Here is a 24,674-nt window from a genome sequence, read left to right as displayed (position 1 = left end):
TTTTCATCCTTCTTTCTCCTCTATGGGAATCCATTTATATTTCCAGATCTCCTGCCAGCATATCTTTCTTGTTTTTCATGCCCGCCCATACACTGACCAGCAGGATCACCACCGTCACGACGAGCAAACCTGCCGCAATCGGACGGGTGAAAAAAATGTCTGCGCTTCCTTTGGAGATCGCCAGGGACTGCAGCAGAGAGCTTTCGATTTGCGATCCGAGCACCAGCGTCAAAACCGTGGCAGCGATGGGAATGTCGAGCTTTTTCATAACGTAGCCGATCAGTCCAAATACGATCATCATTCCGACATCGAACATATTATTGCGAACGGTGTAGGCTCCTACCATGGTAAACATGACAATTAACGGCAGCAGCACATTATAGGGAACAAGCGCGATTTTTGCCCATACGTTGGCAAGAGGGAGATTCATGACAAGCAAAACAATATTGCCGATAAACATGCTGGCAATGACGGCCCAGGCAAAGTCTGCATGTTCCGTAAATAATCGAGGTCCAGGCTGCAGGCCGTGCATGATAAACGCTCCCATGATGACGGCAACTGTCGGTGAGCTGGGTAAACCCAGTGTGAACAGCGGAATTAAAGCGCTTCCCGAGCACGCGTTGTTGGCTGTCTCCGGACCTGCAACCCCTTCAATGGCCCCCTTCCCGAAGCGTTCCGGGTTTTTGGCGATTCTTTTCTCCAGCGAATAGGATGCGATCGATGCGAGCACGGCATTGGCTCCTGGGATTAATCCGATCAGGAAGCCGAGCGCGGTCCCCCGTCCGATCGATTTGGAGGTGGGAGCCCACTCGCCTTTGCGCGGCAGCAGCCCCGTTACTTTCTCCGGTTTTTCCAGCTTGTTCTGACCCTCGGCATTCATGAGGATTTCCGATACCCCAAACAATCCCATGGCTACGATCACAAAATCGATCCCGCCCAAAAAGTCCTGCACGCCAAACGTTAGCCTGGTGGAGCCTGAGATCGGATCGATCCCGACCAAGGAAAGCAAAAGTCCAAAGGCAGCCGCAATAAATCCTTTCACCAGCGACTTGCCCATCAAGCCAATCAGCATGACCAGTCCAAGGATCATGAGGGCAAAATATTCGGGTGGGCCGAAAGTCAGCGCCAGCTTCGTGAGCGGAATCGCCATGAACGAGAGCCCGAGCAAGGCTGTTATGCCGCCCACAAACGACCCGATAGCCGATACGCCCAACGCCAGCCCCGCTCTTCCCTTGCGCGCCAGCTGGTGGCCGTCGATACAGGTAATGACGGACGCCGCCTCGCCCGGTATATTGATCAATACGGAAGTAATCGTCCCCCCGTACATCGCGCCGTAATAAATACCAGACAGCATGATAATCGCCGACGTAGGATCCATTCCGTATGTGATCGGAATGAGGATGGCCGTTCCCGCTACTGGCCCCAAGCCTGGCATGACACCGACAAACATCCCGACCGAAACCCCGATAATACAGAAAAGCAGGTTTTCCCAGGTCGCTGCATGAGCGAAGCCGCTGATCAGAGAATCCAATGCTTCCATATCTCCACTCCTTTACCACCCAAATGAATTAACCGGCAACGGCACAGACAATGCTTTCACAAAGATGAAGAACAACAAGAGCGAAATTCCGATCGAGAACCCCACTGCAACGCCCTTACTAAATGCTCGATAAACGAGCAAAAATACAGAAATCGTTCCAGCGGCGATGAAGCCGATCCACTCTGCTGTCAAAACGAACAAAGCCATCGCCACGAGAATGAGCAGAAATTCCCGAAGCGCTTTGTTTTTCGGAAGCATTTCCTTGATGGAAATCCGTTCTTTTCTCGTTTGGAACAAGTATGCGATGGACAAAACGATCATTAAAATGCTCAGCCAGAATGGAAAAAACCCTGGACCAAAGCCAAGTGCATTCTGATTTTCCATCCCCCGCGACTGCCACAGGATAAGTGCCGAAAAGATCAAGAGGACAACAGCTGCCCAGCTGCCTGCGTTTCGCACTCGAACACCCCTTTTGGAGAAAACCGAAAGACGTACCCGTTTTGCACGTCTTTCGCCCCTTCTTTATTTTTTCAAGCCGATCGCTTGCAAAACTTCCCCGTTCGTTTGGTAATCCTGCTCGATAATCGCTTTAAAATCAGCCGGTCCTTTGTAGACAGGGGCTGCCCCAATCTTTTTAAACTGATCGACTACGGCCGGATCCTCCAGAGCTTTTTTGAACGAATCGTGCAAAATCGTGACGATCTCATCAGGAACATCTTTCGGAACGGCAATTCCTGTCCAAACATCGCCGCGAACATCAATTTTCTTGTCAGAAAGCATCGGCACATCTTTGAGCTCTTCCGGTTTGAAAGTGCCTGCCACAAAAAGCGGACGAGCCGTTCCATCGAGAATGTATGGCATCGCTTCGGTCGTCTGTACAAATGCTCCGGCAACGTTGCCGCCCAGCATGGCCATGATCGCAGGAGAGCCTCCGTTGAACGGAACATGCGTCAATTTCGTTCCCGTTTTTACTTGAATGCTCTCCATGGTAATGTGCTGCGTGAGGCCGGTTCCCGTCGTGGAGTAATTGAAGTCACCTGGATTTGCTTTTACATAATCCAGCCATTCGTCAAAGCTTTTCCAGGGAGAATCCGATTTCACGATCAATACATTGGGGGTTGCCACGACTTCCAGCACTGGCTTGAAATCTTCCGGCTTGTAAGCGACTTGCCCGCCATGTGGCTTGATCGTCATCGGTCCGGACGTCACCATGCCGATCGTGTAGCCATCCCCTTTGGCCTGGAAGAGCTCGGATACTCCGATGGTTCCCCCACCGCCGTCTTTGTTGATAACAGCCACCGTCTGGCCATTAGGCATGTATTTATTGATGACACCTGCAAGCGCTCTGGCCGCGATGTCCGTCGTGCCGCCCGGCGTAAAGGGTACGATCATTTGAATCGGTTTGTCTGGGTAGTTGGCCGTGCCGCCCGATGTCTGACTGGCACCTGAACAGCCTGCCAAACCGATAACGAGTGAAAGAGCCAGCCCTGCCAGTGTTACAAGCTTCCTTTTGTTCATCAAGAGACCCTCCGTTTTTTTATAGCTTGTTGGCCACTACATTTTTCAGCGTACCGATCCCCTCAATTTCCACTTCGACGACATCGCCAGCGTGCATCGGGGAAACACCCGATGGAGTCCCCGTGATGATGATGTCTCCTGGCTCAAGGGTCATGACTTTGGAAACAAACGAGATCAATTCAGCAGTAGGGAAGATCATGTCGCTCGTGTTGGAATCCTGCCGGACCTCTCCATTCACCCGGACGCGAATCGGCAGGTCATCCGGATTGACGTCTGTCACGATCGCGGGACCGAGCGGCTTGTAGGTTTCAAACGATTTTGCCCGTGTAAACTGACCGTCTTTCTTCTGCAGGATCCGGTCGGACACATCATTGCAACAGGTATAGCCGAGCACATAGTCAAGGGCTTCATCAGTAGAAACGTCTTTCGCCCGTTTTCCTATCACGATCGCCAGCTCTCCCTCATGCTCATTTCTGTGTTCCGGCTGGGCCAGCAAAATTCGTTCATCCGGACCGATGACCGCAGACGGTGCCACGAGGAACATCATCGGTTCTTCTGGCAAAGGCTTGTTCACTTCTTCCGCATGTTTCTTGTAATTCAACCCGATCGCCACGATTTTTCCTGGCTGCACGGGAGCAAGCAGGTGAACTTGATTGAGAGCATATTTTTCGTCTGTTTTTTCGTAGGATGCAAATATCGATCCCGTCAGCTTGATGACTTCGTCTCCCTCTACAAGACCGTAAGAAACGGAAGCGTTTTCAGAAAATCGTACGTACTTCATGCGTGTTCTCCCTCCATTGCCTTCTATCGTTGAGGCTCGAGCAAGAAGCAACTCCTGCTGCTTCTTGCTTGTTGCCACTCCCTAAACCTCTACGTAGACTTTGCTGTCTTCTACGGAGACTTCATAGGTTTTGACCCGCACCTTGTCTGGATCGAACAAGGAGCATCCTGTTTTGATGTCGAACTCCCAGCTATGCCACGGACACCTCAGTACATCTTTGTCCGGTTCAAAAATATACTCTCCTACCTCTTTTCCCGCGCAGCTTTTATCCAGCATGCCTTCAGACAAGCAAGGTCCTTTATGCGGGCAAACATCGCGAAGGGCATACACGTCGCCACTTTCCGAGCGGACGACGACAATCGGCTTTCGATCAATCGAAACTGACTTTTTTTGGGTCAGCAGCAGATCGTCGTAATGACACACGAGGTGCTTCATTTTTGATCAGTTCCTTTCTTCAACGCCCAAGTTGCTAATAATCTACAAGCGGTAAAAATCACGCGCATTTTCATAAAGGATCTTTTGCTTTAACGAATCAGAAATTTGATGGGGCATCGTACGTTCAGGCGGATCAAAATCCCAGTGCGGATAGTCCGAAGCGTACATAATCATGTCTTCCGAGCCCATCATGTCAATTACATTCATGAACTCCCGGGCAGTAAGATCATCCCATGGCTGTGTGGTGAACCGCATGTTGTCGCGGAAATAATCGCTTGGCATTCGCTTGACCCATGGCGTCTCTTGTCTCAGAGCTTTGTACGCAGAGTCCATGCGGTGCATCATGAACGGCACCCATTCAAAGCCGCCTTCCACCAATGCGACCTTCAGATCCGGAAACTTATCGAATATGCCGTTCGTAATTAAGCTGATCACCTGGGTCATATACGCTTGCGGATGCAGAGAGCGCCACGCTACGTAATAACGGAGGAAGTCTCCCCCTTGAGCGGTGATGCTCGCGGACAGGTGCATGGCGATCGGCAGTCCGTGCCGGTTTGCCGCTTCAAAAATGGGGTGGAAATAAGGATCTCCCCACGCGAAGTCCCCGATCGGAAGCATGACTTGAGCCATTTGCGGATGTGCCGCCATCCGGTCGATTTCTCGCACGGCCGCTTCAGGCTCTCTGGGGATCGTAATGGAACCAAGCAAGCGCTTATCCTTCGACAGCCATTTGTCTACCGTAAAATCGTTGTAGGCAGAGGCCCGCGCTGCTGCAAACTCATACCAGCCCTTCGCTACGGTAGCCTCGTAAAACCAACCGGTCAGTACGGCATACGACATATCATGCTTGTCGAGCAGCTGTTCTTTCAGCAGATCAAAGTTGGAGCCTGGCGTCGCTCCGTCTTCCGGAATGGAATCCATCCGGTATTTCGTATTTTTGCGCACCTGATTGAATGGAATCGCTCTTTCTGGCACCCATCCATACTCTGCAATATAACGTTTCCATTGATCCGGCAGGTAAGGAAGCAGATCTCTCGTTGAACGAATCTCGTGATGGACGTCCGTATCAATGATTTTTTGTTTTGTACTCACAACCGGCCCTCCTCGTATGTTCGATCTAGCAGCTTCATTAGCTAGAAACTGCGCCCGACGATAAAATACTCACTGTTCTCACTAGCAGGAAAATGATTCGCGCTGCCTAAAGATGTGGCAAACTAATTTCACAACTATCTAATTAGATTGTGTCAAGAGTTTGCTGACCACTCTTCCCCTTGCCGCTACACCATGAATCGCCCACCATTTACATCACGGCTCCCGTGATGAAGCTTGACTGCTCGGAAATCAAAAATCCGATCGCCTTGGCCACTTCATCCGGTGTGCCTAACCTGCGCAATGGCGTATTGTTCGCAGCATTCTCGTTTACCTCGGAAGCGACATCCCAAATCATCGGGGTGTCAATTCGCCCAGGCGCTACAGCGTTTACATAGATCCCGTCCGGCCCTACTTCTCCTGCCAGCTGGCGAGTCAGCGAGATCATTGCTGCTTTACTCGCGGCGTAATGTGCCCCTGTGATCGGACTGTATGTACGGCCAGCGGAAGAAGCTATGTTGACGATATGGCCCTTTTTGTGTTTTTTCATGAGCTTGACTGCTACCTGACTACAGTAGAAGGTACCATTCAAATTAATATCCAATACCTTTCTCCAAATCGCCGGGTCCATGTCCTCCACAAGAATTCGCCCATTCTCCCCTTTCGGCGAAATCCCTGCACCGTTTACGAGAACGTCCAAACGACCAAACGTGCTCTCTATTTTTTCACCGGCCAATCTTACCTCTTGCTGATCGGATACATCCAGCACGATCGGTAAAATTTGCGTTTGCTCGTTTTTCAGCTCCTTGCAAAGCTCATACAGTTTTTCTTCGTTCGCATCCGATACGACCAGATGACCTCCGTTGGCCATAATCAGCGAACATACAGCTTTACCGATTCCCCCCGCAGCGCCTGTTACCCAGCAAACAGCCTGGTTCAACTCGTTCATCCTGCTCCCCCTCATCGCTTGCTTTTGTCATGAAACTTGTTTGATCAATGAGTTTTCTTACTTTCTAAAACCAAGAACGCGTCTGCTTGTAGAAAGCGCATTCACAATTGGTTTACTGAATTGTTTATATTGTATTTCATTTCTGTCTCCTGATAAAATACAGGTTAGTCATATTGGTATGAGATTTTGTCATACTGGAGGGTGCCAAGTGAATATTGAACAGCTACAGTATTTAGTAGAAACAACCAGAACGGGCTCCATTTCAGCTACTGCCCAAAATCTTCACGTCTCTCAATCCGCTGTCAGCAAATCGATCTCGCGCATGGAGCAGGACCTGGGCTTTACTTTGTTCATTCGTTCTCGAACAGGTATCGTGCCTACACCAGCCGGATGGAAGCTGATCCAGAAAGCCGAGGAAATCTTGAGCAAAGTCAGTGAGTTCAATGAGATTGCGGATGAGCACGGGCCAAAAGCAAAACGGGAACTCAAACTCGCCTCTGTTCCAATGTTCATGCTGATCCTGAACCAATCTCTGGAAACCATTATGAGCGAGCACCCTTCTACACAAATCGAAGTTGCAGAAAAAAGCTCGAAGGAAATTATTTATGAAGTGCGAAACAACCTGGTCGATCTGGGCTTTTTGATCCTGAATGACGAGATTCGGCAAGACCCAGAGCTGGATTATCAGGTGCTGATGTCATCCAATACTTTTGTCTGTATCAATAAAGACTCTCCTCTTGCCAAGAAAGAGTCTTTATCTCCCGAAGAAGTGATCGATCAGCGCATCGTCATTTATAATGGCAGTATCAAGGAGTGGTTCCGCAACTACTTCAACAAAAGTGATTACTTTAAGTACTCTTTGACCACCAACAATATCGAGGCCATTAAGAGCAGAGTCGTCAACGGGACGAGCATCACTTTTCTCTCTGAGCTTTCGATTCGCAACCACGCCTTTTTGGATGACGGCGAAATCGTGGTGGTCCCGCTGTTGATGAACGGTGAGCAAATCAAGATGCAGATCGCCTGGGTCAAAAAGAAAAAAACCTCCTTGACCAAGACGTCCAAGGAGCTTTTGCGGCTTTTGAGACAGCACATCGAGAAAGGCGAAAAATGATCATTAAAGGAGTGACTGACATGGAAATTAAACCATTGCCTGCTTCCTGCCCTATCCCGCTAGACTTGCTCTTGCTGGCAGATCCTTCGCAAAAGCTGGTAGAAGAATATATCAAACGGGGCGTATGCTATATCGCCCAGGAAGCTGATGCCATCTACGGCGTTTATGTGCTGCTGCCGACCCGCCCGGATACGATCGAGCTGGTCAATGTCGCTGTCGCAGAGGCCAGGCAAGGACAAGGTCTCGGCAAACGTCTGGTCCAGCATGCAATTGAGCAGGCGAAGCTGCTCGGATATCGCACGCTGGAGATCGGTACGGGAAATTCAAGCGTTGGACAGCTCGCCCTTTACCAAAAATGCGGCTTTCGCATCACAGGAGTGGACCGGGACTTTTTTCTCCGCCATTACGACGAGCCGATCTTTGAAAATGGCATTCAGGTGATCGATATGGTTCGTCTGTCCCAGGACCTGTTTTAATCGAAAAGTTGCCCCCTACGACTGCCGTTACCTGCTGGTTTCATTGTGAAATAAGTTTACATAATAAGTATTATGTATCTTTCCAATTGCTCCCTTTCTCGCACAATGGCAAATGAAAAAACCGGACCTGCTGCTGGTCCGGCTTTTCCTGTCATTCACGCTCATTTTTTAGTTTTGGAATCGAATCGTACAGGTCCGAAGCTTTCCTTCCCCCTGCATTTTGTCCCCTCGCCTCACCGCCTGGCGGATACGCGGGAATACTTTTTCTCTTTCTCTTCCTGTCCTTTCGTGCGAGCCAAATACATCGCGTATTCGATTGGTCTCGAAATGGCCTGTTTGTACTGCTGCACGGCCCCCATTTCCCGGAATACCTCGCGAGCAGGCTTCGGATTCACCTCGATCAGCCACGCACGTCCGTTTACATCAATGCCGATATCAAGGCCGAACTCCACCATCCGGCCAAAGTGATTCTCCAGGGATTCTGCCGTCTGATTGGCCAGCTGCTCGCAGTCTCGCACGATTTCCACGGTGCGTGCATCCCCAAATCGCGGACGCAAAAACTCCTGAACGGGCATTGCCTTTCCGCCGCCGTGCAGGTTCGATGTGGCGCTGCGCTCTCCCCCGACACGCATCCCGTGCCCCGTAACCCTCCAATCGCCATTGCCGTCCTTTTGAATCAGAAGGCGCATGTCGACAGCCCGTTTCGGGACGAGCTGTAGCCGAAGTCCTTGCTGCACAATATACTTTTCTGCCCTCGTCCAGCGATCGACATAACGCAAAACAGCATCCACCTGTTTGACGACGGTAGATATTTTCGATCGCTGCCTGTCTCGTCCCAGCAGGCGGTAGCCCTGATCCGTCTTTTCAATGCAAAGGATGTTGCGCCCCCCTGTACCGTTCAACGGCTTGACGTACAAAAAGGAATGCCTGCCCAGCATTTTAACGAAGTTGGCACGGTTGTACAAAAAGGTCTCCGGCAGCCAGCGATGCATCCGCTCATCCCGATACAACACCTCATGCACGCGCCATTTATTCGCCAAGCGATTGTTGGCATAGAGGAAATTGCTCGTGCGGCGAAACGCGACATAGTCTTTAAAAGCTTGCGTTGGCGTATAGCGGTATCGATCAAAAACGGCATCCGGCCGGTCGAACATCCGCGCCTGCCAGTTGCCATTTGCGTCAAGAATAAAACCTCTCACCTGTTTTCCTTGTGCCAGCACATCCTTGGGAGAAAACAAAAAAACCGTGCTGCCCAGCTCCTGTCCTGCCCGGAGAAGACGCCGGAAGTACGCCGGCTCTGCAAATCGTTTGCCTTCGCGCCAGGTCAGAACACCGATCGTGGGTCGTTTCATCACACCACCCTCTCTCGATTCCTCCCTGGCAGTTTATTCACCTACGACAGCATTGGCACTTATCTGAGTCTCTTTTCCAGCTCCACCAGATCGGCTGGCAGATCGGCATGCACTTTGACAGTTTCATTTCCAAATGGATGCGTAAATTGCAGGACTTCTGCGTGCAGAGCCTGACGCAAGATCCCGTCGCGCTTGCCTCCGTACAAGGTATCGCCGATCAATGGATGTCCGATGTAGCTGAGATGAACCCGAATCTGATGGGTCCTCCCTGTTTCCAGACTGCATTCGACTTTGGTTGCGTTGCGATACTTCTCTCGTACCGTATAGTGCGTAATGGCTGATTCCCCATTTGGCGTCACTCTTCTACGTGTGGCGTGATTGCGGTCTTTTCCGATCGGTTGATTGATCTTCCCGCTCTCTTTGGTCACCTGCCCATGTACGAAGGCCACATACGTCCGTTTGATGAGCCTCTCGCGCAGCATTTCATCCAAAACGGCGGACGCCCAAGGGTGCTTGGCGTACAGCACGACACCAGAGGTATCCTGATCCAGCCTGTGGACATGCCGTACTTTTGCCTGCTGCCCTGTGCGGAAAAAGTGGCCCGCAACCAGATGATCCAACGTCAAATGGTGGTGTGGCTCTGTTGGATGCAGCAGGATTCCTGCCTGCTTTTCAACGATTAGCAGATGGTCGTCCTCGTACAAGACGTCGAGTGGCTCTTCTACCGGCTCGATCCCAAACGGCTCCGGCTGGCATAGACGCAGCCGGATTTCTTGCCCTTCTTCCACCTTTGCATGCTGCGGCACAGGCTGACCATCGATGAAAACTTCTTTGTGCTGAAACAAAAGATGGACCTGCTTGCGAGGCAGCTTCCATCCCTCTCTAAGCAGGTTCCCAATCGGGGTGGCTGCATCAGCGGCAGTCAAGCTCGCTACAAGCCACTCCCCTTCTTTTTTCATGGTTTGCATGGCGTTCGATTCTCCCTGGCATTTCTACTCAAGACTTAGGCTTGCTCCAGCCCTTTTCCTACTTGGATGACGCGATCCAGGAAATGCTCGATTTCTTCACGGCTTTTGCCCAGCTTGCTAACAAAGCGAATCAGTTCTTTTCCTTCCTGAAAGGCAATGAAGCTTGGGATTCCAAATACATCCAGCTTTTGGGACAGCTCTGGCAAAGTGTCGCGGTTTACCGAAATCATGTCCAGCTCTGCTTGATACTTTTCTTCAACTGCTGGCATGAATGGGTCGATCCGATGACAGTCTGGGCACCAATCTGTGAAGAACTTCACGACAACTGGCTTCGATGCGGAGATTGCTTGCTCAAAATCTGCTTCTGTTTTTACTTCTCTCATGGTTGTTTCCCTCCCAGAATGATTTGGAAATAGTGTATCACAACCTTGCCGATCTTGCGTAACTGGAAGTGTAGCCGCAGGGACTTCGCGGGCAAAAAAGGCTCGCCTTTTGCTTTAGATATGTTCTCCCTGTTCTACGAGATTTTGCACGAACACCTCAGCAGGACGAGACAGCGGTCTGTCCTTGCGATACGCCACGACGAGCGTCCGGTACGGCTTGGCTGTCATGCGGACGTAGACAGGCGGCTCGACGGTGCCAGGTGCCAGCGTAATCATTTTGGGAGCAAAGGAAAGCCCCATTCCCGCTGCCACTAAAGACTGCACCGTCTGGATGTTGCTGCTCTCGAAAACGATCTTGGGACGAAAGCCTGCCTGCTCACAGAGACGCAGGGAAATGGTGCGGAAGCCTTGTCCTTCTTTTAGCAAAATAAAGGGCTGGTCCGCTACTTCCGCCAAATCGATTTCCTTCCGATCGGCCAGAGGATGACTAGGAGGCAGCGCCAAGAATATTTCCTCATTGATCGCCGGAATAATCTCCAGGGAAGGATCACTGATTGGCATGGTCAATAGACTCACATCGATTTTCCCTCGCACGAGTAGCTGCTCCAAATGACTGGAAGTATCCTCCATCAGCTGCAGCTCTACACCCGGAAACTGCTTGGTAAAGGCAGAAATGACGCGCGGCAGGACGTAGGCTCCCGTGATCGGCAAGCTACCGACGAGCAGCTTGCCGCTCTCCCCGACCGCGTACGCACGCATCTCGCGCTCCAAGCCCTCTGACATATCGACCAATGTTTGGGCGACTTGCACAAAACGTTGTCCTGCATCCGTCAGCTCCACATGTTGGGGCAGCCGATGAAACAAGCTCACTCCGAGCAATTTTTCTAGTTTGGCGATCTGTTGGCTAAGCGATGGCTGAGCCAGATGTAATCGGTTTGCTGCTCGCGAAAAACTGCGTTCTTCTGCGACTGCAAGCACATAGCGAACTTGTCGTAACTCCATAAAAACCTCCCGATAGGCAAAAACTATCCTTCTCATAATTATTATATCTTTGAACTATTTTCTTTACCATGATACAACCTTGATAAGAGTTTCGAACGAAGGAGGAATCGTCATTATGAAAGCTCGCACCATGTTTGAAAAGATTTGGGACAATCACGCGATTCACGAGGAAGCAGGAAAACCTAGCCTTTTGTACATCGACCTGCATTTGGTTCACGAGGTTACCTCTCCACAGGCATTTGAAGGGCTCCGCTTGGCTGGTCGCAAGGTTCGCCGTCCTGAGCTCACTTTCGCTACGATGGACCACAACGTTCCTACAGCAGACCGCTTCAATGTAAAAGATCCAATCTCCCGTCAGCAAATGGAAACATTGACTGAGAACTGCCAAGAGTTTGGCATCACCCTCGCTGACCTGAACAGCCCTGACCAAGGGATCGTACACGTCATCGGTCCTGAGCTCGGTCTGACTCACCCAGGGAAAACGATTGTTTGCGGGGACAGCCACACGTCTACACACGGAGCATTCGGTGCCCTGGCATTCGGGATCGGCACCAGCGAGGTTGAACACGTACTGGCGACCCAGTGCCTCCAGCAGCTCAAGCCAAAAACGATGGAAGTGCGCGTAAATGGCGATTTGCCATTCGGAGTCAGCGCAAAAGACTTAATTTTGGCGATTATCGCAAAATACGGAACTGACTTCGCTACTGGCTATGTTATCGAGTATACAGGTGCTGCCATCCGTAAGCTGACCATGGAAGAGCGTATGACAGTTTGCAACATGACGATTGAAGGCGGCGCTCGCGCGGGTCTGATCGCTCCTGACGAGACTACGTTTAACTACCTGAAAGGCAAGCGTTATGTACCACAGGGTGAAGACTTCCTGGCTGCCGTAGAAGCGTGGAAACAGCTTGTCACAGACGAAGGTGCGACGTACGACACAGTGGTAGAAATCGATGCTACACAAATCGCTCCGCAAGTGACATGGGGTACTAGTCCTGGAATGGGTACCAACATCACAAGCACCGTTCCAAATCCAGAGTCCTTCGAGACCACTGCACAACGCAAAGCTGCGCAAGACGCGCTCGCTTACATGGGTCTTGAGCCTGGCACACCGATGAATGAAATCAAAATCGATCGCGTGTTTATCGGCTCCTGTACGAACGGTCGGATCGAAGACCTTCGCAAAGCAGCTGAGGTGGCAAAAGGACGCAAGGTCTCCCCTGCTGTTCATGCCATGGTAGTTCCTGGTTCTCAATCGGTGAAACAGCTCGCCGAACAAGAAGGCTTGCACCTCATTTTCCAAGAAGCTGGCTTTGACTGGCGCGAGTCCGGCTGCTCGATGTGCCTCGCGATGAACCCTGACATCCTCTCGGAGGGCGAACGCTGCGCTTCTACCTCTAACCGGAACTTCGAAGGTCGTCAAGGACGCGGTGGACGCACACATCTGGTGAGCCCGGAAATGGCTGCAGCTGCGGCGATTGCTGGCCACTTCGTAGACGTACGTGAATGGAAAAATGAGAACGTGAGCAAGGAGGTATTCCAATGAATCCATTTGTCATCCACACAGGTCAGGTAGCCCCTCTCGACCGTGTAAACGTAGATACAGACGCCATCATCCCAAAACAATTCCTGAAACGGATCGAGCGCAGTGGCTTTGGCCAGTTCCTGTTCTTTGAATGGCGCTTTAACGTAGACGGCACACCGATTGACTCGTTCATCCTGAATACGCCAGCGTACAAGGATTCTACCATTCTTCTCGCCCGCAACAACTTCGGCTGCGGCTCCTCCCGTGAGCATGCACCTTGGGCGCTTACGGACTACGGATTCCGTGCGGTCATCGCACCATCTTTTGCGGATATTTTCTACAACAACTGCTTCAAGAACGGCTTCTTGCCGATCAAGCTGAGCGAAGAACAAGTCGACGAGCTGTTCAAACGGGCAGAAAGCCGCGAAAACTACCAGTTGACAATCGACTTGCAGGAGCAGGTTGTGAAAGACAACGAGGGTCTTTCCTATCCGTTTGAAGTGGATCCCTATCGTCGTTACTGCCTGCTGAACGGACTCGATGACATCGGCCTGACGCTGCAGTACGAAGACAAAATCTCCGCATACGAAGCACAACGCTCCTAATAGAAAAGAGAGGCGAAGGCACGGGTTCCATGCCTTCGCTTTCTTGTTTCCGAAGCCCCTCTTCTCTTCGATCTATTCGATTAGCATGTACATATGCGTTTCATCGAAGTAGTGCTCCCCTACCTTCAGCGCTCTTTTCTCGAATCCATAGGTTTGGAAGCCCATTTTCTCGTAAAAGCGAACCGCTGCCGGATTCGTGGTAACGACAGCTAGCTGTACCTGATCTACATCTCCCAATCCGCGGATGTAGTCGAGTGCCGCATGCATTAAGCCCGCAGCCACCCCGCTGCCACGATGTACTTCCCTTACGTACATGGAAACAATAGCGCCTTTATGTCTGACTTTCCTTCCCTTATGTCGGAAGAAGCCGATGGTTCCTACGATTTCTCCCTTTTCAAAAGCGCCAAAGAATGCGTTTTCTCCCGGTGTCTGGGTCAGCCTCTCCTGCCATTCCTCCAGCGTGCGATTCCTTTCGTCCTCGTAGGTCGACCCGAATGCATCCGGATCCTTTTGCAGCGCATCTAATCTGCATGCTGCAAAAGCTTGTGCATCCTCTGGTCCCAGCTGTCTGATCTCCATCCCTGCTGCCCCTCTCCCTGCATTTCCCATCAATGATAGAGGAGACCTGCACGAATGTAAAGACTTGCAGATCAGCTTATGCTGTTTCGATACCCGTATCTCCCTGCAGTCCTAGCGACTGGATGGCTTGCTCACGCAGTTTGAATTTTTGTATCTTTCCAGAAGCAGTCATCGGGTACTCGTCAACTACCTGAATGTAGCGCGGAATTTTAAAGCGGGCGATTTTCCCATGGCAATACTCGAGCACCTCTTCTTCGGTCAGGGCCTCTCCCGGCTTCACACGAATGCACGCCAGCACCTGCTCCCCGTATTTCGGGTCCGGCACCCCAACCACCTGGATGTCGAGAACTTTGGGATGAGTGTAAAGAAACTCCTCTACCTCCCGCGGATAAATGTTCTCTCCCCCACGTATAATCATGTCCTTCAGGCGGCCAGTAATTTGAAAATAGCCGTCCTCGTCCATGGTTGCCAAATCGCCGGTATGCAGCCAGCCTTCAGCGTCGATCGCTTGCGCCGTTTGCTCAGGCATGTTGTAGTAGCCTTTCATCACGAGATACCCGCGCGTGCACAGCTCGCCTTGCACTCCTTGTGGCAGGCTCTCACCCGTGACCGGGTCGATGACCTTCGCCTCGACTCCTGCGTGCGGTCGTCCCACTGTGGATACCTTCCGCTCGATGGAATCCTCTGGGACTGTCTGTGTAATAACGGGTGAAGACTCCGTCTGTCCGTAAGCAATCGTGATATCTCGAATGCCCATTTTATGGACGACGTTTTTCATGACCTCGATCGGGCACAACGAGCCTGCCATGATACCCGTCCGCAGCGAGCTTAGATCCCGCTCGGCAAAGGTCGGATGGTTCAGCTCTGCGATAAACATTGTGGGTACACCGTATAGGGCCGTGCATCGTTCTTTTTCCACCACAAGCAGCACGATACCCGGATCGAATGCGATGACAGGAACCATCGTCGCCCCTGTAGCGACACACGCCAAGGTTCCCATGACGCAGCCAAAGCAATGAAAGAAGGGAACAGGGATACATACGCGATCCTGCACGCCAAGTCGCTGGCATTCGGCTACCTTGATCGCATTGTTGACAATATTCGTATGGGAAAGCATGACACCCTTGGGAAAGCCCGTGGTCCCGGAGGTGTACTGCATATTGATCACATCATCAGGTGCTAGGCTTTGCTGCCTGGCGATCCGCTCTTCCTCCTGGATCAGATTTGCCCGCTCCATCAGATCCTGCCATAAAAACATCCCTGGCTGCCGTTCTTCCCCGATATAAATCACATTTTTCAAATGAGGAAGCCGTGCTGAATGCAGCTTGCCTGGCTCGCAGGTGTCAAGCTCTGGACAAATCTCCCGAAGCATCCCCAAATAGTTCGCATCGCGATAGGAGTCGATCAAGAGCAGGGTCGTCGATTCCGACTGTCTCAGCAAATACTCCAATTCATGCGTTCGGTAACTCGTATTGACTGTTACCAGAACGCCTCCCATTTTTGCCGTGGCGTACTGGGAGATGACCCATTCTGGGACATTCGTTGCCCAGATCGCGATGTTCTCTCCTTTTTGAATCCCTAAAGACAGAAATCCTCGCGCTGCCTGATTGCAAATGTCCTGAAATTGAGCAAACGAATAGCGAAGTCCCCTCTCATGATAAACGAGGGCCTCTTTCTCTGGATACTGACCCGCCGTTTCATCCAATAAATCTCCGATTGTGATTTCACGCAGCATGCAAAACACCTCCGAATATTCAGACAAATCGACCTTGCCATTGGAAAAATTCTCTCTCTTCCAGCATATTCCTGCTCTTCTCCAAAAAGAAAAGCGTCCCGCAATTGGAACGCTTTCTGCTTACTTCACGACAAACTTTTGAGTCGTTTCGACCTTATAGGGGAGGTGATTGCTGTAGTTCAATTCTACACGCAGCTCATGCTCTCCTTTTGGCAGCTTCTTTAAAAGAAACTCGGGGTGGTAGATCATGCCCTTCGCTTCTCCATCCAAATACAGATGAGCGTGACCTTGACCAAATACTGCTTGCTGGCTCATATCGCCATTTTCCTGTGTAAACTGGAAATTCTGCGTGAGCAACGTTACTTCCGCTGTCGTACCGTCTACCGAAATGTCCATGTTCAGCGAGGGCTTTTCCGAACCGACGGGCTGAGTTACGGGAACCGAGGAAGCCGGTACGCTTTCTTCAGTCGGTCGATACGAATCCGATACGTGCAAAGGATCTTTTACTAATAACACGATGCCCGCTACCAGGACGATCAGGACGACGATTCCACCCAAAATGAGATTGCGCATACTGACGATAAAGACCTTCATGTCTCTACTCTCCCTTTCGCTCAAGCTTGTCACTTATTTGTACATGCATACGCGAAATTATAGAGAGTTAGAAGCAAAACTTTTCTAGCATTTATCGATAGTTGATAAATTGCACGTCCAGTGGAAGGTCTGACTTGCGAATGGCAAGGATGATCTGCTGGAGCTCATCCTTGCTTTTTCCGGTCACGCGAATCTGATCGTCCTGGATTTGGGTTTTCACTTTCAATCCGGCATCCTTGATGATGGTGTTGATTTTTTTCGCGTTTTCCTTGTCGATCCCCTGAACCAGCTTGACACGTTGGCGCACCGTCCCCCCAGCGGCTGGCTCTACCTTGCCATAATCCAGATTTTTAATGGGAACTTCCCGTTTCACGAGCTTCCCGATCAAAATATCCTTGACCTGCCCGAGCTTGAATTCGTCATCGGATACGAGGACAAGCTCTTCCTTTTCCAGCGTGATTTTACTTTTGCTGCCCTTGAAATCAAATCGGTTTTCAATTTCCTTCAGTGCAGTCTGGATGGCATTGTTAACCTCAGACAAATCCACTTTGGAGACAATATCAAACGAACTTTCTTTGCTCATGGAAAAACCCCTTTCTACGTCTACTTTTTTTCAACAGGCTAAAAAACGCTAGATTGCACGTACAAGCCCGCCATCTACGAGGAAGGATTGACCCGTCACATAGCTGTTGGCAGGGGATGCGAGGAACGTAACCATACGCGCAAACTCGTCCGGTTGACCGTAACGTCCAAGCGGGATCGATTTCTCAAAAAAGCTGCGCACTTCGTCTGCACTGGAATCCAGCTTCTGCGCGTCCATCTCATCGAGCTGTCTCACACGATCGGTGGCAATTCGTCCCGGTCCTACCGTATTGATCAGAATGCCGTCCGGGCCGAGTTCAGCAGACAGTGTTTTTGCGAGGCCGAGCACACCAGTCCGAAATGTATTGGAGAGGATCAGGTTCTCCAACGGTTGCTTAAAAGAGGATGAAGCAAAGTTGATGATGCGCCCGAACTGATTGGCGCGCATATGCGGCAACACGGCGCGAATCGCCCGAACATAGCTGAGAAGGTTCAATTCAAATGCCTTGACCCAGTGCTCGTCACTGAGTTGATCGAATGTACCAGGAGTCGGTCCGCCCGAGTTGTTGATTAAAATATGTACACTGCCAAAATGACGAACCGTTTCGTCTACAACACGTTTGATGTCTTCTTCTTTGGTCACATCAACAGTGACTGCCAGTGGAGACTTCCCTGTCGCTTGCTCGATCTCATCCCGTACGGAGGCCAATGCGGCTTCATCGCGACCGCAGATTGTGACATTTGCCCCTTCTTGTGCGAGACAAATGGCGGTTGCTCTTCCCAACCCTTTTGACGATGCGAGTACGATCGCTGTCTTTCCCTGCAATTGCAAATCCATAACCATTCTCCCTTCATGATGCCCATCAGTCAAATCTTATGGCTCTCTCTTTATTCTACAGAACTTTCTGAAGTACGAAAAGCAAAAGAGAAGAGGGATCATGCACTCCTCTTCTCTCTTTCTTCCTTTTACATTTGTGTCGGCTGCAGATTGGCTTTCTCTGCTTTCTTCTCCTGGCGCTTGGCTTGTCGTGCCAGTCTGCGGGCGAGCCGCTTCTCTTTTGCTCCTTCAAACAAGGAGTACAAGACAGGCACGAGAACAAGCGTCACGATCGTGTGGAATACGAGGCCTGAGATGACCGCTGTCGCGAGCGGAGCCTCCAGATCGGAGCCCTCTGCCATGGCAAGACCCATCGGGAGCATCCCTAGTATCGCCGTCAGTTTGGTCATGATGACGGGACGCACACGCTCCTTGGTCCCTTGCACTATCGCCTCTGCCAAGTTCATACCGCGACCGCGCAGCAGGTTGATACGGTCAATGAGCAAAATGGCGTTCGACACCACGATCCCCACGAGCATGATAATCCCAATCATGGCCATCTCACCGAATACGCGCTGGGTCAGAACAAAGCCAATCACGACTCCAACCAGTGCCATCGGTATCGTCAGCAAGATGATAAACGGCTGAGACAGTCTTCCGAACTGCGCGACCATGACGACGTAAATCAGTGCGAGCACGCCGGCGAATACGAAGATTCCTTGGGTCATATTAGCGCTCTGCTCTTTCAGCTTCCCTGCAATTTCAATGCTATAGCCAGCAGGCACAGCTAGCGTAGGGAGCTTTTCCGTTACCTGTCTGCCAACTGCCCCCAAGTCGGTTCCTTGCATTTCTGCTGAAACCGTCACGATTCGCTCACCCTTGTCGTGGGTGATGACCACTGGCGATTTGCTGTACGTCCAATCTACCAATTCGGATAAAGGTACTTGTGACCCACTTTTGCTCGTAATCATCATGTGCTTTAGCTGATCAGGGTGCTTTAGCCAATTGTCAGGGAGCTTGGCGACGACATCTATGTCAATCCCGTCTTTCGTGATGGACGTAATCGGCTGATCCCCAATCATCGTGCTGAGCTGCTGCAGCAGGGAACGAGGATCGACGTTCAGGCGGGACATCGCTTCCTGCTTGGGTACGAGGGTCACTTTTTCCTTGCCCTCTTTAAAGTCGTTACGGATGTTGTCAACACCTGGGATCGTGGCGAGCATGCCTTCTACATCGGAAGCGATCTTGCGCATTTGCTCCATGTCATCCCCGACGATATCCAGCTGGATCGGTGCATCCGTACCTTGCCCACCAAAGTTTGTGGAAATGGAATCAATACCCGGTATCGCTTTGAGGCGCTCATTCACATCTGCTGTCAGTGCTTCCTTGTCTCGCTGACGCTCACTTTTCGGGCGCAGGGAGATAAAGATTTCCGAGCTTTCTTTGGAAGAGAAGAAGAAAACATCTTTAACCTCGGGAATCTCGCGCAAAGCTACCTCTCCAGCCAAAGCGGCCTTTTGCGTTTTTTCCAGCGTTGAGCCTGTCGGCATCTCGATGGTGGCAAACACCAGATTTTCGTTGGCATCGATGCCTTGCCCCATCTTCATGAGCGGCATCATCGTTCCTGCTACGACGAAAGTGGCGACGGCTACCAGCAACGTTTTCACCCGGTGACGCAGGGCCAGCTGCAGCAGCTTGCTGAACCACCGAACGATAACATGCTCTTTGACCTCTCCTTCCAGAGAAACTTTCTTATCCTTTTGCAAGAAGCGATCAGAGAAGACCGGCACGAAGAAAAACGCAGCGATGGTAGATGCAATAATGGCCGAGGAAACCGTAAAAGCAATCGTAGCTAAAATCGGTTTGAGCCAGTCTTCAAAATCTGCAAAAACCAGCGGGAGAAATACGATAATGATCGTCAATTGCGACGTAAAAACCGGAGTAAGTACTTCCCTGGTCCCTTTGACAATCGCTTGCGTCAAAGGCTCGCCCTTTTCTCTGAAGTGATAAATGCTCTCCAGAACCACGATGGCGGCGTCCACGATGAGACCTACGGATAGACTGAGAGAAAGCAAGCTCACCATGTCGATGTTGTATCCACCCAGCTTCATCGCGATAAAGGTCATGAGGGCAGACAATGGCAGTGTAGTCGCGATGACCAGTGTGACGCGCCAGTTGCGGAGGAAGACGAACAGGATGATAATGGCCAGCGCGCCGCCAATCATGACATCACGGCTGAGGTTTGTCACTGCGTGCTGAATATACGAGACGGCTTCTACCATGACCTTCAATTGGTATTGTCCGTTTGCCTCTGCCTGGATTTCACGGACGACTTCTTCGACCTTGCCTTGCGTCGTGATCAGATCACTGCCTTCTGCGCGTTTGACACTCAAGTGAACGAAGACATTTCCATCGGTCAGTGCTACCGATTCCTTGACCTTTCCGCGCAGGTCCTCAATCGTAGCGAGCTGGCTCAACGTGACTGTTCCATTTGGCGTTTCGATCGGGAGAACGGTCATTTCCTGTACCGTGCTGTACGTATCATCGACCATGACTACCGTATCAAACCCGGAGTTCTCCAATGTTCCGACGGCTTGCTTCCAGTTGGTTTGCTGCAGCTGACTTATGACCTCGGCAGGTGTAGTCCGAAAAGCGTTTAGCTGCTCGGGGCGGAGTGTGACGGCAATCTGATTTTCAAAGCTGCGGTCGGAAATCTCTACTTCCTTTACACCGGGAACAGCTTCAATGCGGTCTTTGATCGTCGTCTTGGCTAGGCTCAGCATCGCTTGCGGATCAGCACCAACCAGGGCATAGTCGATCAGGGCATCGTCACCAAAGCTCATTTGATTGACTTCCACCCGGTCCACTGCTTTTGGGAAGTCATTGCGCAGCCGGTTCACAGCATTTTGTACGTCAGATTTGACCTTTTCGCCTGTCCCTTCCTTTGCAGTAATTTGAATGTTTACGGAGCCAGAGCCTGTCGTCGATGTGTATTCCTTGATTTCCGTGATGGACTTTAATTCTTGCTCGATCTTTTTGGTGACTTTGTCTTCCATTTCCTCTGGTGGGATGGATCCACCCGATACGTTGACCGACAGAACAGGGAAGTTGGTTTTCGGTACCAGCTCGACGTTGAAGCTGGTTAGAGAGCCTATCCCTGCAATCACCAACAGAAACGTGAAGAGGTAGACAATGAGCCGACGCTTTAGCAAAAAGAGGATCATCTTGTTCATGCCGCTATTCTCCTCTCGCCTCTACTTTTTGCCCCTCTACGTAGAACGTAATGCCGGTGCGCAAAAGCTGATCCCCTTCTTTGATTCCGGACAGGATTTCAACCTGGTCCCCTGTCATCTGACCGACTTTGACTTCTTTACGGACAGTCAAGCCGTTCTCCACTGCCATGACGTAGTGCTGGGATTGGCTTACCCCGACACTCTCCAAAGGTACCAGGAAGCCGTTGATCTTACGTGGAACCTCCACCGTTGCAGTCATGCCTCCTCGCCAGTAGTTATCCGGGTTCGGGACGGTGACCTCGACGCGGTATTTACCCGTCTGCTTGTCGACGACGGGGGATACGAATGTTACCGTTCCTTCGCTTTTCTTCCCGTCATCTGAGACAGTTTGCACCTTTGCTTTTTCCTGGAACTGACCAATGCTGTCATTGGTAATATCCAATGTCACCTTTACCTCAGACAAATCGACTAGGTGGATGATCTGCTCACCCGGTGAGGCCTGCTCCCCGGATTGCTTGAAAACTTCTACGATTGTGCCTGCGAAAGGCGCTTCGATCTTCGCATCTTCCAGCGTCTTTTTCGCTCGATCTACCTGACCTGACGCCTGCTTGATGGATGCGTTGGCGACTGCCACGTCTTCTGGCTCGGCTCCACGCAACAGTTCGTCTAGCGCCAATTGTGCGTCTCTTACCGCGATTTCGGCTTGGGTCAGCGCCCGCTTCCGGTCATTTATTTCGCTCTGCGAAATAGCACCTCCAGCTAACAGCTTATCGCCTACTGTAACATCCTGCCGGGCTTTATCCAGCTGACTTTGCGCACTTTTTACCTGCAGGCGCTGCTGCTCGATCGCTTGCGTCGTCGCCCCTTTGAGCGTCTGTGTCTTGCGTGCCGCCGCTTCTGCGACCTGACTTGCCGCTACTTCCACTTCTTTTTGGTAGTATCGGGTATCAAGCGTCGCCAAAAGCTGCCCTTGACCGATTCTGGCTCCCTTGCTTACCTGGATGGCTGAGATCGTCCCCCCTGTCCCGAAAGGCAGAACAGCATCCCTCTTCGCTTCCACCATGCCCGTTACACTCAGCATGACAGGTTTTGCAGCCTTCTGTACTTTGATCACTTCCACTACTTTTGCCTTTGCTTCTGCCTGCTGAGGAGCTTCGGGAGCAGGGCCGCATCCCGTTGCTACGAGCAGCAAGGAAGCCAACATAATCGACGTTCTTTTTTTCACCTTGATTCCTCCACCTATTTCGCAATCATTTCCTTGCATCATTGTGCCAGTTTTTCCCTCCTGTGCAAAACAGCCAACGGGTGGAAATTCTCCTCCGTCCAAGGGCGGAGGGACAATATAGCGCAAGACATAAGTATATACGAAACAAATAGTCAGCCGTTACTTTTTTTCTCATTTTTTACAAAAAAATCAAACAAAAAAAACAGCCAAGGCGTATGCCCTGACTGCTTTCTCGGATCTGTGCCTTGCTCTTCTTTATCCTTTCGAGACCAGCTGCTCCATTTCTTCCAGCAGCTCTTTGAAGACCGCCAAGCCCTCGCGAATCGGATCGGGAGTCGTCATATCTACTCCTGCGTTTTTCAGCAGGTTCAGCGGATAGTCGGAGCTGCCGCCTTTCAGGAAATTGAGATAGCGATCGACGGCTGGCTGACCCTCCTCCAAAATTTGTTTGGAAAGGGAGGTTGCTGCAGAAAAACCGGTCGCGTACTTGTACACGTAGAAATTCCGATAAAAATGGGGAATTCGTGCCCATTCCAAATCAACCTGCTTGTCGACAACCATATCCGGCCCATGGTAAGCCACATTCAGCTCCCGGTAAATTTCGCTCAGTGAATCGGCTGTCAAAGGATCGCCCTTCTCTTCCTTTTCGTGAACGATCTTCTCGTACTCCGCGAACATCGTTTGACGGAAAACGGTTCCCCGGAATTGCTCCAGGTAGTAGTTGATCAGATACATTCTTTGCGCTTTGTCGGTAGTCGTCTCCAGAAGATGATGCATGAGCAGCGCCTCGTTGAGTGTAGAAGCGACTTCTGCTACGAAAATCTTGTAATCGGCGTACGTATACGGCTGTGCGTGGTTGGAATGGTAGCTGTGCAGGGCGTGCCCCATCTCATGTGCGAGCGTAAACATGTTGTTCACATTGTCCTGATAGTTCATCAGCACAAACGGATGCGTGGTATACGCCCCCCAAGAGTAGGCGCCACTTGTCTTGCCTTCGTTTTCATACACGTCAATCCAGCCTTCGGAGAAGCCTTCCGCAAGCACCCGCCCGTACTCCTCCCCAAGCGGTTTCAGTGCGGCCTTGATCGTCTCAACCGCCTGATCATAAGGAATTTTCATGTCTACTTCTGGCACGATTGGCACGTACAGATCGTACATGTGGAGCTCATCGACCTCGAGCAGCTTTTTCCGCAAAGCGATATAGCGATGCATCAGCGGCAAATGCTCATGAATAGTCGCAATCAGGTTGTCGTATACGGAAAGGTCTACATTATCCGCAAACAGAGCCGCATACAGCGCAGATGGATACTTGCGAGTCCGCGCGTAGAACACATCGCCTTTCACAGCCGACGTAAGGGAAGCTGCAATCGTATTGCGGAATTTCCCGAACGTCTCGTACAGCGCATCAAACGCCTCTTTTCGCACGCGCCGGTCTTTGCTTTCCATAAACTGCGTATAGCGGCCTTTGGTCAGCTCGACTTCTTCCCCGTTTTCATCCGTGATCATCGGGAATTTCATGTCCGCATTGGACAGCATGCCGTAAATTTTGTTTGGCGCCGACGCCAATTCGCTCATATTGGCCAAGAGGGCTTCTTCCTCGGAAGACAGCGTATGAGGCTTGAAGCGCGTAATTTCGTCCAGCAAAATACGGTAATGAGCAAGGCCGGATACTTCGTTGATCCATTTTTCCAGCTCGTCTGTAGGGATCTCCAATATTTCCGGCTGTATGTAAGAAATCGCGCCGTACGCCTGGGTGCTCAGACTCGTAGCTCGGTCTGTCAATCCTTGGTACGTGCTGTTGGTATTGTCCTCGTCTCGTCTCATCCGTGCATAGACGAAGACTTGATCGAGGGTCTGGAGAAGCTCATCTTGCAGCTTCAATGCAGCCAGCAGGTCATTTCCGGATTGTCCGAGCTTGCCCTTCAGCCCTGCCAGCTGATCTGCGAGCTGCTTGGCTTTTTGCACATCCTTTTCCCAATCGGAATCACTGGGATAAATATCTTCGAGACGCCATTTGTATTCGACAGGGACATCACTGCGTTTAGGCAGTGTTTTGCTTTTGTTCACCGTGATCACTCCCTCGTGGTTTGCTTATTGGTGAAATCATCCATATGATTATCCTATCGTATTATGCCGCTCTGTTCAAATCAACCAAAGAAAAAGCTAACCTTC

General features: G+C 51.0%; 23 protein-coding genes. 4 read left to right on the top strand and 19 right to left on the bottom strand.

All coding sequences use genetic code 11. The features are described 5' to 3' along the window. Positions 1 to 34 precede the first annotated feature (34 nt). From ACLIN2_RS13655 to ACLIN2_RS13625, 7 genes are all read right to left on the bottom strand, one after another. Positions 35 to 1,540 (bottom strand): tripartite tricarboxylate transporter permease, encoded by a 1,506-nt coding sequence (locus ACLIN2_RS13655; protein ID WP_411504278.1) that lies wholly within the window; start codon positions 1,538 to 1,540, stop codon positions 35 to 37. 12 nt (positions 1,541 to 1,552) lie between these two features. After that, entirely contained in the window at positions 1,553 to 1,999 is a 447-nt protein-coding gene (locus ACLIN2_RS13650) for a tripartite tricarboxylate transporter TctB family protein (RefSeq protein ID WP_411504277.1), read from the bottom strand. 63 nt (positions 2,000 to 2,062) lie between these two features. Continuing rightward, complete coding sequence (locus ACLIN2_RS13645) at positions 2,063 to 3,058, bottom strand: Bug family tripartite tricarboxylate transporter substrate binding protein (protein ID WP_411504276.1); 996 nt, start codon at positions 3,056 to 3,058, stop codon at positions 2,063 to 2,065. A 19-nt stretch (positions 3,059 to 3,077) separates the two neighbouring features. Beyond that, positions 3,078 to 3,839, bottom strand: a complete 762-nt coding sequence (locus tag ACLIN2_RS13640; protein ID WP_411504275.1) for a fumarylacetoacetate hydrolase family protein — start codon at positions 3,837 to 3,839, stop codon at positions 3,078 to 3,080. An 81-nt stretch (positions 3,840 to 3,920) separates the two neighbouring features. Continuing rightward, the gene (locus ACLIN2_RS13635; RefSeq protein WP_411504274.1) at positions 3,921 to 4,274 is read right to left on the bottom strand and encodes a Rieske (2Fe-2S) protein; all 354 of its coding nucleotides are present in this window, start codon (positions 4,272 to 4,274) and stop codon (positions 3,921 to 3,923) included. A gap of 42 nt (positions 4,275 to 4,316) precedes the next feature. Continuing rightward, entirely contained in the window at positions 4,317 to 5,366 is a 1,050-nt protein-coding gene (locus ACLIN2_RS13630) for an amidohydrolase family protein (protein ID WP_170184356.1), read from the bottom strand. Between the two features lie 208 nt (positions 5,367 to 5,574). Further along, positions 5,575 to 6,312, bottom strand: coding sequence for an SDR family NAD(P)-dependent oxidoreductase (locus tag ACLIN2_RS13625; RefSeq protein ID WP_411504273.1), 738 nt, complete (start codon positions 6,310 to 6,312; stop codon positions 5,575 to 5,577). Between the two features lie 208 nt (positions 6,313 to 6,520). On the opposite strand from ACLIN2_RS13625, the gene ACLIN2_RS13620 reads away from it, so the two are divergent. After that, positions 6,521 to 7,426: a LysR family transcriptional regulator gene (locus tag ACLIN2_RS13620; RefSeq protein ID WP_411504272.1), complete on the top strand. Its 906-nt coding sequence runs from the start codon at positions 6,521 to 6,523 to the stop codon at positions 7,424 to 7,426. A 20-nt stretch (positions 7,427 to 7,446) separates the two neighbouring features. Then, on the top strand, positions 7,447 to 7,902 hold the full coding sequence (locus tag ACLIN2_RS13615) for a GNAT family N-acetyltransferase (RefSeq protein ID WP_327930240.1): 456 nt from the start codon (positions 7,447 to 7,449) through the stop codon (positions 7,900 to 7,902). A 233-nt stretch (positions 7,903 to 8,135) separates the two neighbouring features. Here the strand turns inward: ACLIN2_RS13615 and ACLIN2_RS13610 are convergent, their stop codons facing one another. The 4 genes from ACLIN2_RS13610 to ACLIN2_RS13595 form a co-directional block, all read right to left on the bottom strand. Then, positions 8,136 to 9,254 (bottom strand): YheC/YheD family protein, encoded by a 1,119-nt coding sequence (locus ACLIN2_RS13610; protein ID WP_122961410.1) that lies wholly within the window; start codon positions 9,252 to 9,254, stop codon positions 8,136 to 8,138. Between the two features lie 59 nt (positions 9,255 to 9,313). Beyond that, on the bottom strand, positions 9,314 to 10,222 hold the full coding sequence (locus ACLIN2_RS13605; protein ID WP_411504271.1) for an RluA family pseudouridine synthase: 909 nt from the start codon (positions 10,220 to 10,222) through the stop codon (positions 9,314 to 9,316). Between the two features lie 35 nt (positions 10,223 to 10,257). Next, positions 10,258 to 10,605, bottom strand: coding sequence for a thioredoxin family protein (locus ACLIN2_RS13600; RefSeq protein ID WP_411504270.1), 348 nt, complete (start codon positions 10,603 to 10,605; stop codon positions 10,258 to 10,260). 114 nt (positions 10,606 to 10,719) lie between these two features. Beyond that, positions 10,720 to 11,607, bottom strand: a complete 888-nt coding sequence (locus ACLIN2_RS13595) for a LysR family transcriptional regulator (RefSeq protein WP_092272342.1) — start codon at positions 11,605 to 11,607, stop codon at positions 10,720 to 10,722. Positions 11,608 to 11,722: 115 nt separating this feature from the next. On the opposite strand from ACLIN2_RS13595, the gene leuC reads away from it, so the two are divergent. Together leuC and leuD are read left to right on the top strand one after the other, a co-directional pair. Further along, positions 11,723 to 13,153: a 3-isopropylmalate dehydratase large subunit gene (leuC, locus tag ACLIN2_RS13590; protein ID WP_092272339.1), complete on the top strand. Its 1,431-nt coding sequence runs from the start codon at positions 11,723 to 11,725 to the stop codon at positions 13,151 to 13,153. After that, positions 13,150 to 13,737: a 3-isopropylmalate dehydratase small subunit gene (leuD, locus tag ACLIN2_RS13585; protein ID WP_092272336.1), complete on the top strand. Its 588-nt coding sequence runs from the start codon at positions 13,150 to 13,152 to the stop codon at positions 13,735 to 13,737. The genes leuC and leuD overlap by 4 nt, the downstream gene beginning before the upstream one ends. Positions 13,738 to 13,809: 72 nt before the next feature. On the opposite strand, the gene ACLIN2_RS13580 is transcribed toward leuD, so the two are convergent. The 8 genes from ACLIN2_RS13580 to pepF all read right to left on the bottom strand — a co-directional run bounded on the left by ACLIN2_RS13580 (position 13,810) and on the right by pepF (position 24,569). Then, on the bottom strand, positions 13,810 to 14,316 hold the full coding sequence (locus ACLIN2_RS13580; RefSeq protein ID WP_411504269.1) for a GNAT family N-acetyltransferase: 507 nt from the start codon (positions 14,314 to 14,316) through the stop codon (positions 13,810 to 13,812). Between the two features lie 76 nt (positions 14,317 to 14,392). Beyond that, positions 14,393 to 16,051 carry an AMP-binding protein gene (locus ACLIN2_RS13575; protein ID WP_092272330.1) on the bottom strand — a complete coding sequence of 553 codons (1,659 nt, stop codon included), beginning with the start codon at positions 16,049 to 16,051 and terminating at the stop codon, positions 14,393 to 14,395. 120 nt (positions 16,052 to 16,171) lie between these two features. Next, positions 16,172 to 16,645 (bottom strand): hypothetical protein, encoded by a 474-nt coding sequence (locus tag ACLIN2_RS13570; protein WP_122923019.1) that lies wholly within the window; start codon positions 16,643 to 16,645, stop codon positions 16,172 to 16,174. A gap of 91 nt (positions 16,646 to 16,736) precedes the next feature. Then, the gene (locus ACLIN2_RS13565; RefSeq protein ID WP_092272324.1) at positions 16,737 to 17,228 is read right to left on the bottom strand and encodes a YajQ family cyclic di-GMP-binding protein; all 492 of its coding nucleotides are present in this window, start codon (positions 17,226 to 17,228) and stop codon (positions 16,737 to 16,739) included. A gap of 48 nt (positions 17,229 to 17,276) precedes the next feature. Further along, the gene (locus tag ACLIN2_RS13560; RefSeq protein WP_400581999.1) at positions 17,277 to 18,065 is read right to left on the bottom strand and encodes an SDR family oxidoreductase; all 789 of its coding nucleotides are present in this window, start codon (positions 18,063 to 18,065) and stop codon (positions 17,277 to 17,279) included. A gap of 128 nt (positions 18,066 to 18,193) precedes the next feature. Next, positions 18,194 to 21,277: an efflux RND transporter permease subunit gene (locus ACLIN2_RS13555; RefSeq protein WP_411504268.1), complete on the bottom strand. Its 3,084-nt coding sequence runs from the start codon at positions 21,275 to 21,277 to the stop codon at positions 18,194 to 18,196. A gap of 4 nt (positions 21,278 to 21,281) precedes the next feature. After that, complete coding sequence (locus tag ACLIN2_RS13550) at positions 21,282 to 22,502, bottom strand: efflux RND transporter periplasmic adaptor subunit (protein ID WP_092272518.1); 1,221 nt, start codon at positions 22,500 to 22,502, stop codon at positions 21,282 to 21,284. A gap of 255 nt (positions 22,503 to 22,757) precedes the next feature. Then, positions 22,758 to 24,569, bottom strand: a complete 1,812-nt coding sequence (pepF, locus tag ACLIN2_RS13545; protein ID WP_411504267.1) for an oligoendopeptidase F — start codon at positions 24,567 to 24,569, stop codon at positions 22,758 to 22,760. Positions 24,570 to 24,674 lie beyond the last annotated feature (105 nt).

Source organism: Brevibacillus centrosporus (assembly GCF_046622605.1).
GTDB classification, from domain to species: domain Bacteria; phylum Bacillota; class Bacilli; order Brevibacillales; family Brevibacillaceae; genus Brevibacillus; species Brevibacillus centrosporus.
This window is presented reverse-complemented; position numbering and strand designations above follow the sequence as displayed.

Bases quoted from the DNA above. Each gene is read 5' to 3' on its own strand.
- ACLIN2_RS13565 (WP_092272324.1), bottom strand. From the start codon at position 17,228: ATGAGCAAAGAAAGTTCGTTTGATATTGTCTCCAAAGTGGATTTGTCT.
- ACLIN2_RS13605 (WP_411504271.1), bottom strand. From the start codon at position 10,222: ATGCAAACCATGAAAAAAGAAGGGGAGTGGCTTGTAGCGAGCTTGACT.
- ACLIN2_RS13570 (WP_122923019.1), bottom strand. From the start codon at position 16,645: ATGAAGGTCTTTATCGTCAGTATGCGCAATCTCATTTTGGGTGGAATC.
- ACLIN2_RS13615 (WP_327930240.1), top strand. From the start codon at position 7,447: ATGGAAATTAAACCATTGCCTGCTTCCTGCCCTATCCCGCTAGACTTG.
- ACLIN2_RS13655 (WP_411504278.1), bottom strand. From the start codon at position 1,540: ATGGAAGCATTGGATTCTCTGATCAGCGGCTTCGCTCATGCAGCGACC.
- ACLIN2_RS13555 (WP_411504268.1), bottom strand. From the start codon at position 21,277: ATGAACAAGATGATCCTCTTTTTGCTAAAGCGTCGGCTCATTGTCTAC.
- leuC (WP_092272339.1), top strand. From the start codon at position 11,723: ATGAAAGCTCGCACCATGTTTGAAAAGATTTGGGACAATCACGCGATT.
- ACLIN2_RS13600 (WP_411504270.1), bottom strand. From the start codon at position 10,605: ATGAGAGAAGTAAAAACAGAAGCAGATTTTGAGCAAGCAATCTCCGCA.
- ACLIN2_RS13610 (WP_122961410.1), bottom strand. From the start codon at position 9,254: ATGAAACGACCCACGATCGGTGTTCTGACCTGGCGCGAAGGCAAACGA.
- ACLIN2_RS13640 (WP_411504275.1), bottom strand. From the start codon at position 3,839: ATGAAGTACGTACGATTTTCTGAAAACGCTTCCGTTTCTTACGGTCTT.
- ACLIN2_RS13580 (WP_411504269.1), bottom strand. From the start codon at position 14,316: ATGGAGATCAGACAGCTGGGACCAGAGGATGCACAAGCTTTTGCAGCA.
- ACLIN2_RS13560 (WP_400581999.1), bottom strand. From the start codon at position 18,065: ATGGATTTGCAATTGCAGGGAAAGACAGCGATCGTACTCGCATCGTCA.
- ACLIN2_RS13575 (WP_092272330.1), bottom strand. From the start codon at position 16,051: ATGCTGCGTGAAATCACAATCGGAGATTTATTGGATGAAACGGCGGGT.
- leuD (WP_092272336.1), top strand. From the start codon at position 13,150: ATGAATCCATTTGTCATCCACACAGGTCAGGTAGCCCCTCTCGACCGT.
- ACLIN2_RS13645 (WP_411504276.1), bottom strand. From the start codon at position 3,058: ATGAACAAAAGGAAGCTTGTAACACTGGCAGGGCTGGCTCTTTCACTC.
- ACLIN2_RS13625 (WP_411504273.1), bottom strand. From the start codon at position 6,312: ATGAACGAGTTGAACCAGGCTGTTTGCTGGGTAACAGGCGCTGCGGGG.
- ACLIN2_RS13595 (WP_092272342.1), bottom strand. From the start codon at position 11,607: ATGGAGTTACGACAAGTTCGCTATGTGCTTGCAGTCGCAGAAGAACGC.
- ACLIN2_RS13635 (WP_411504274.1), bottom strand. From the start codon at position 4,274: ATGAAGCACCTCGTGTGTCATTACGACGATCTGCTGCTGACCCAAAAA.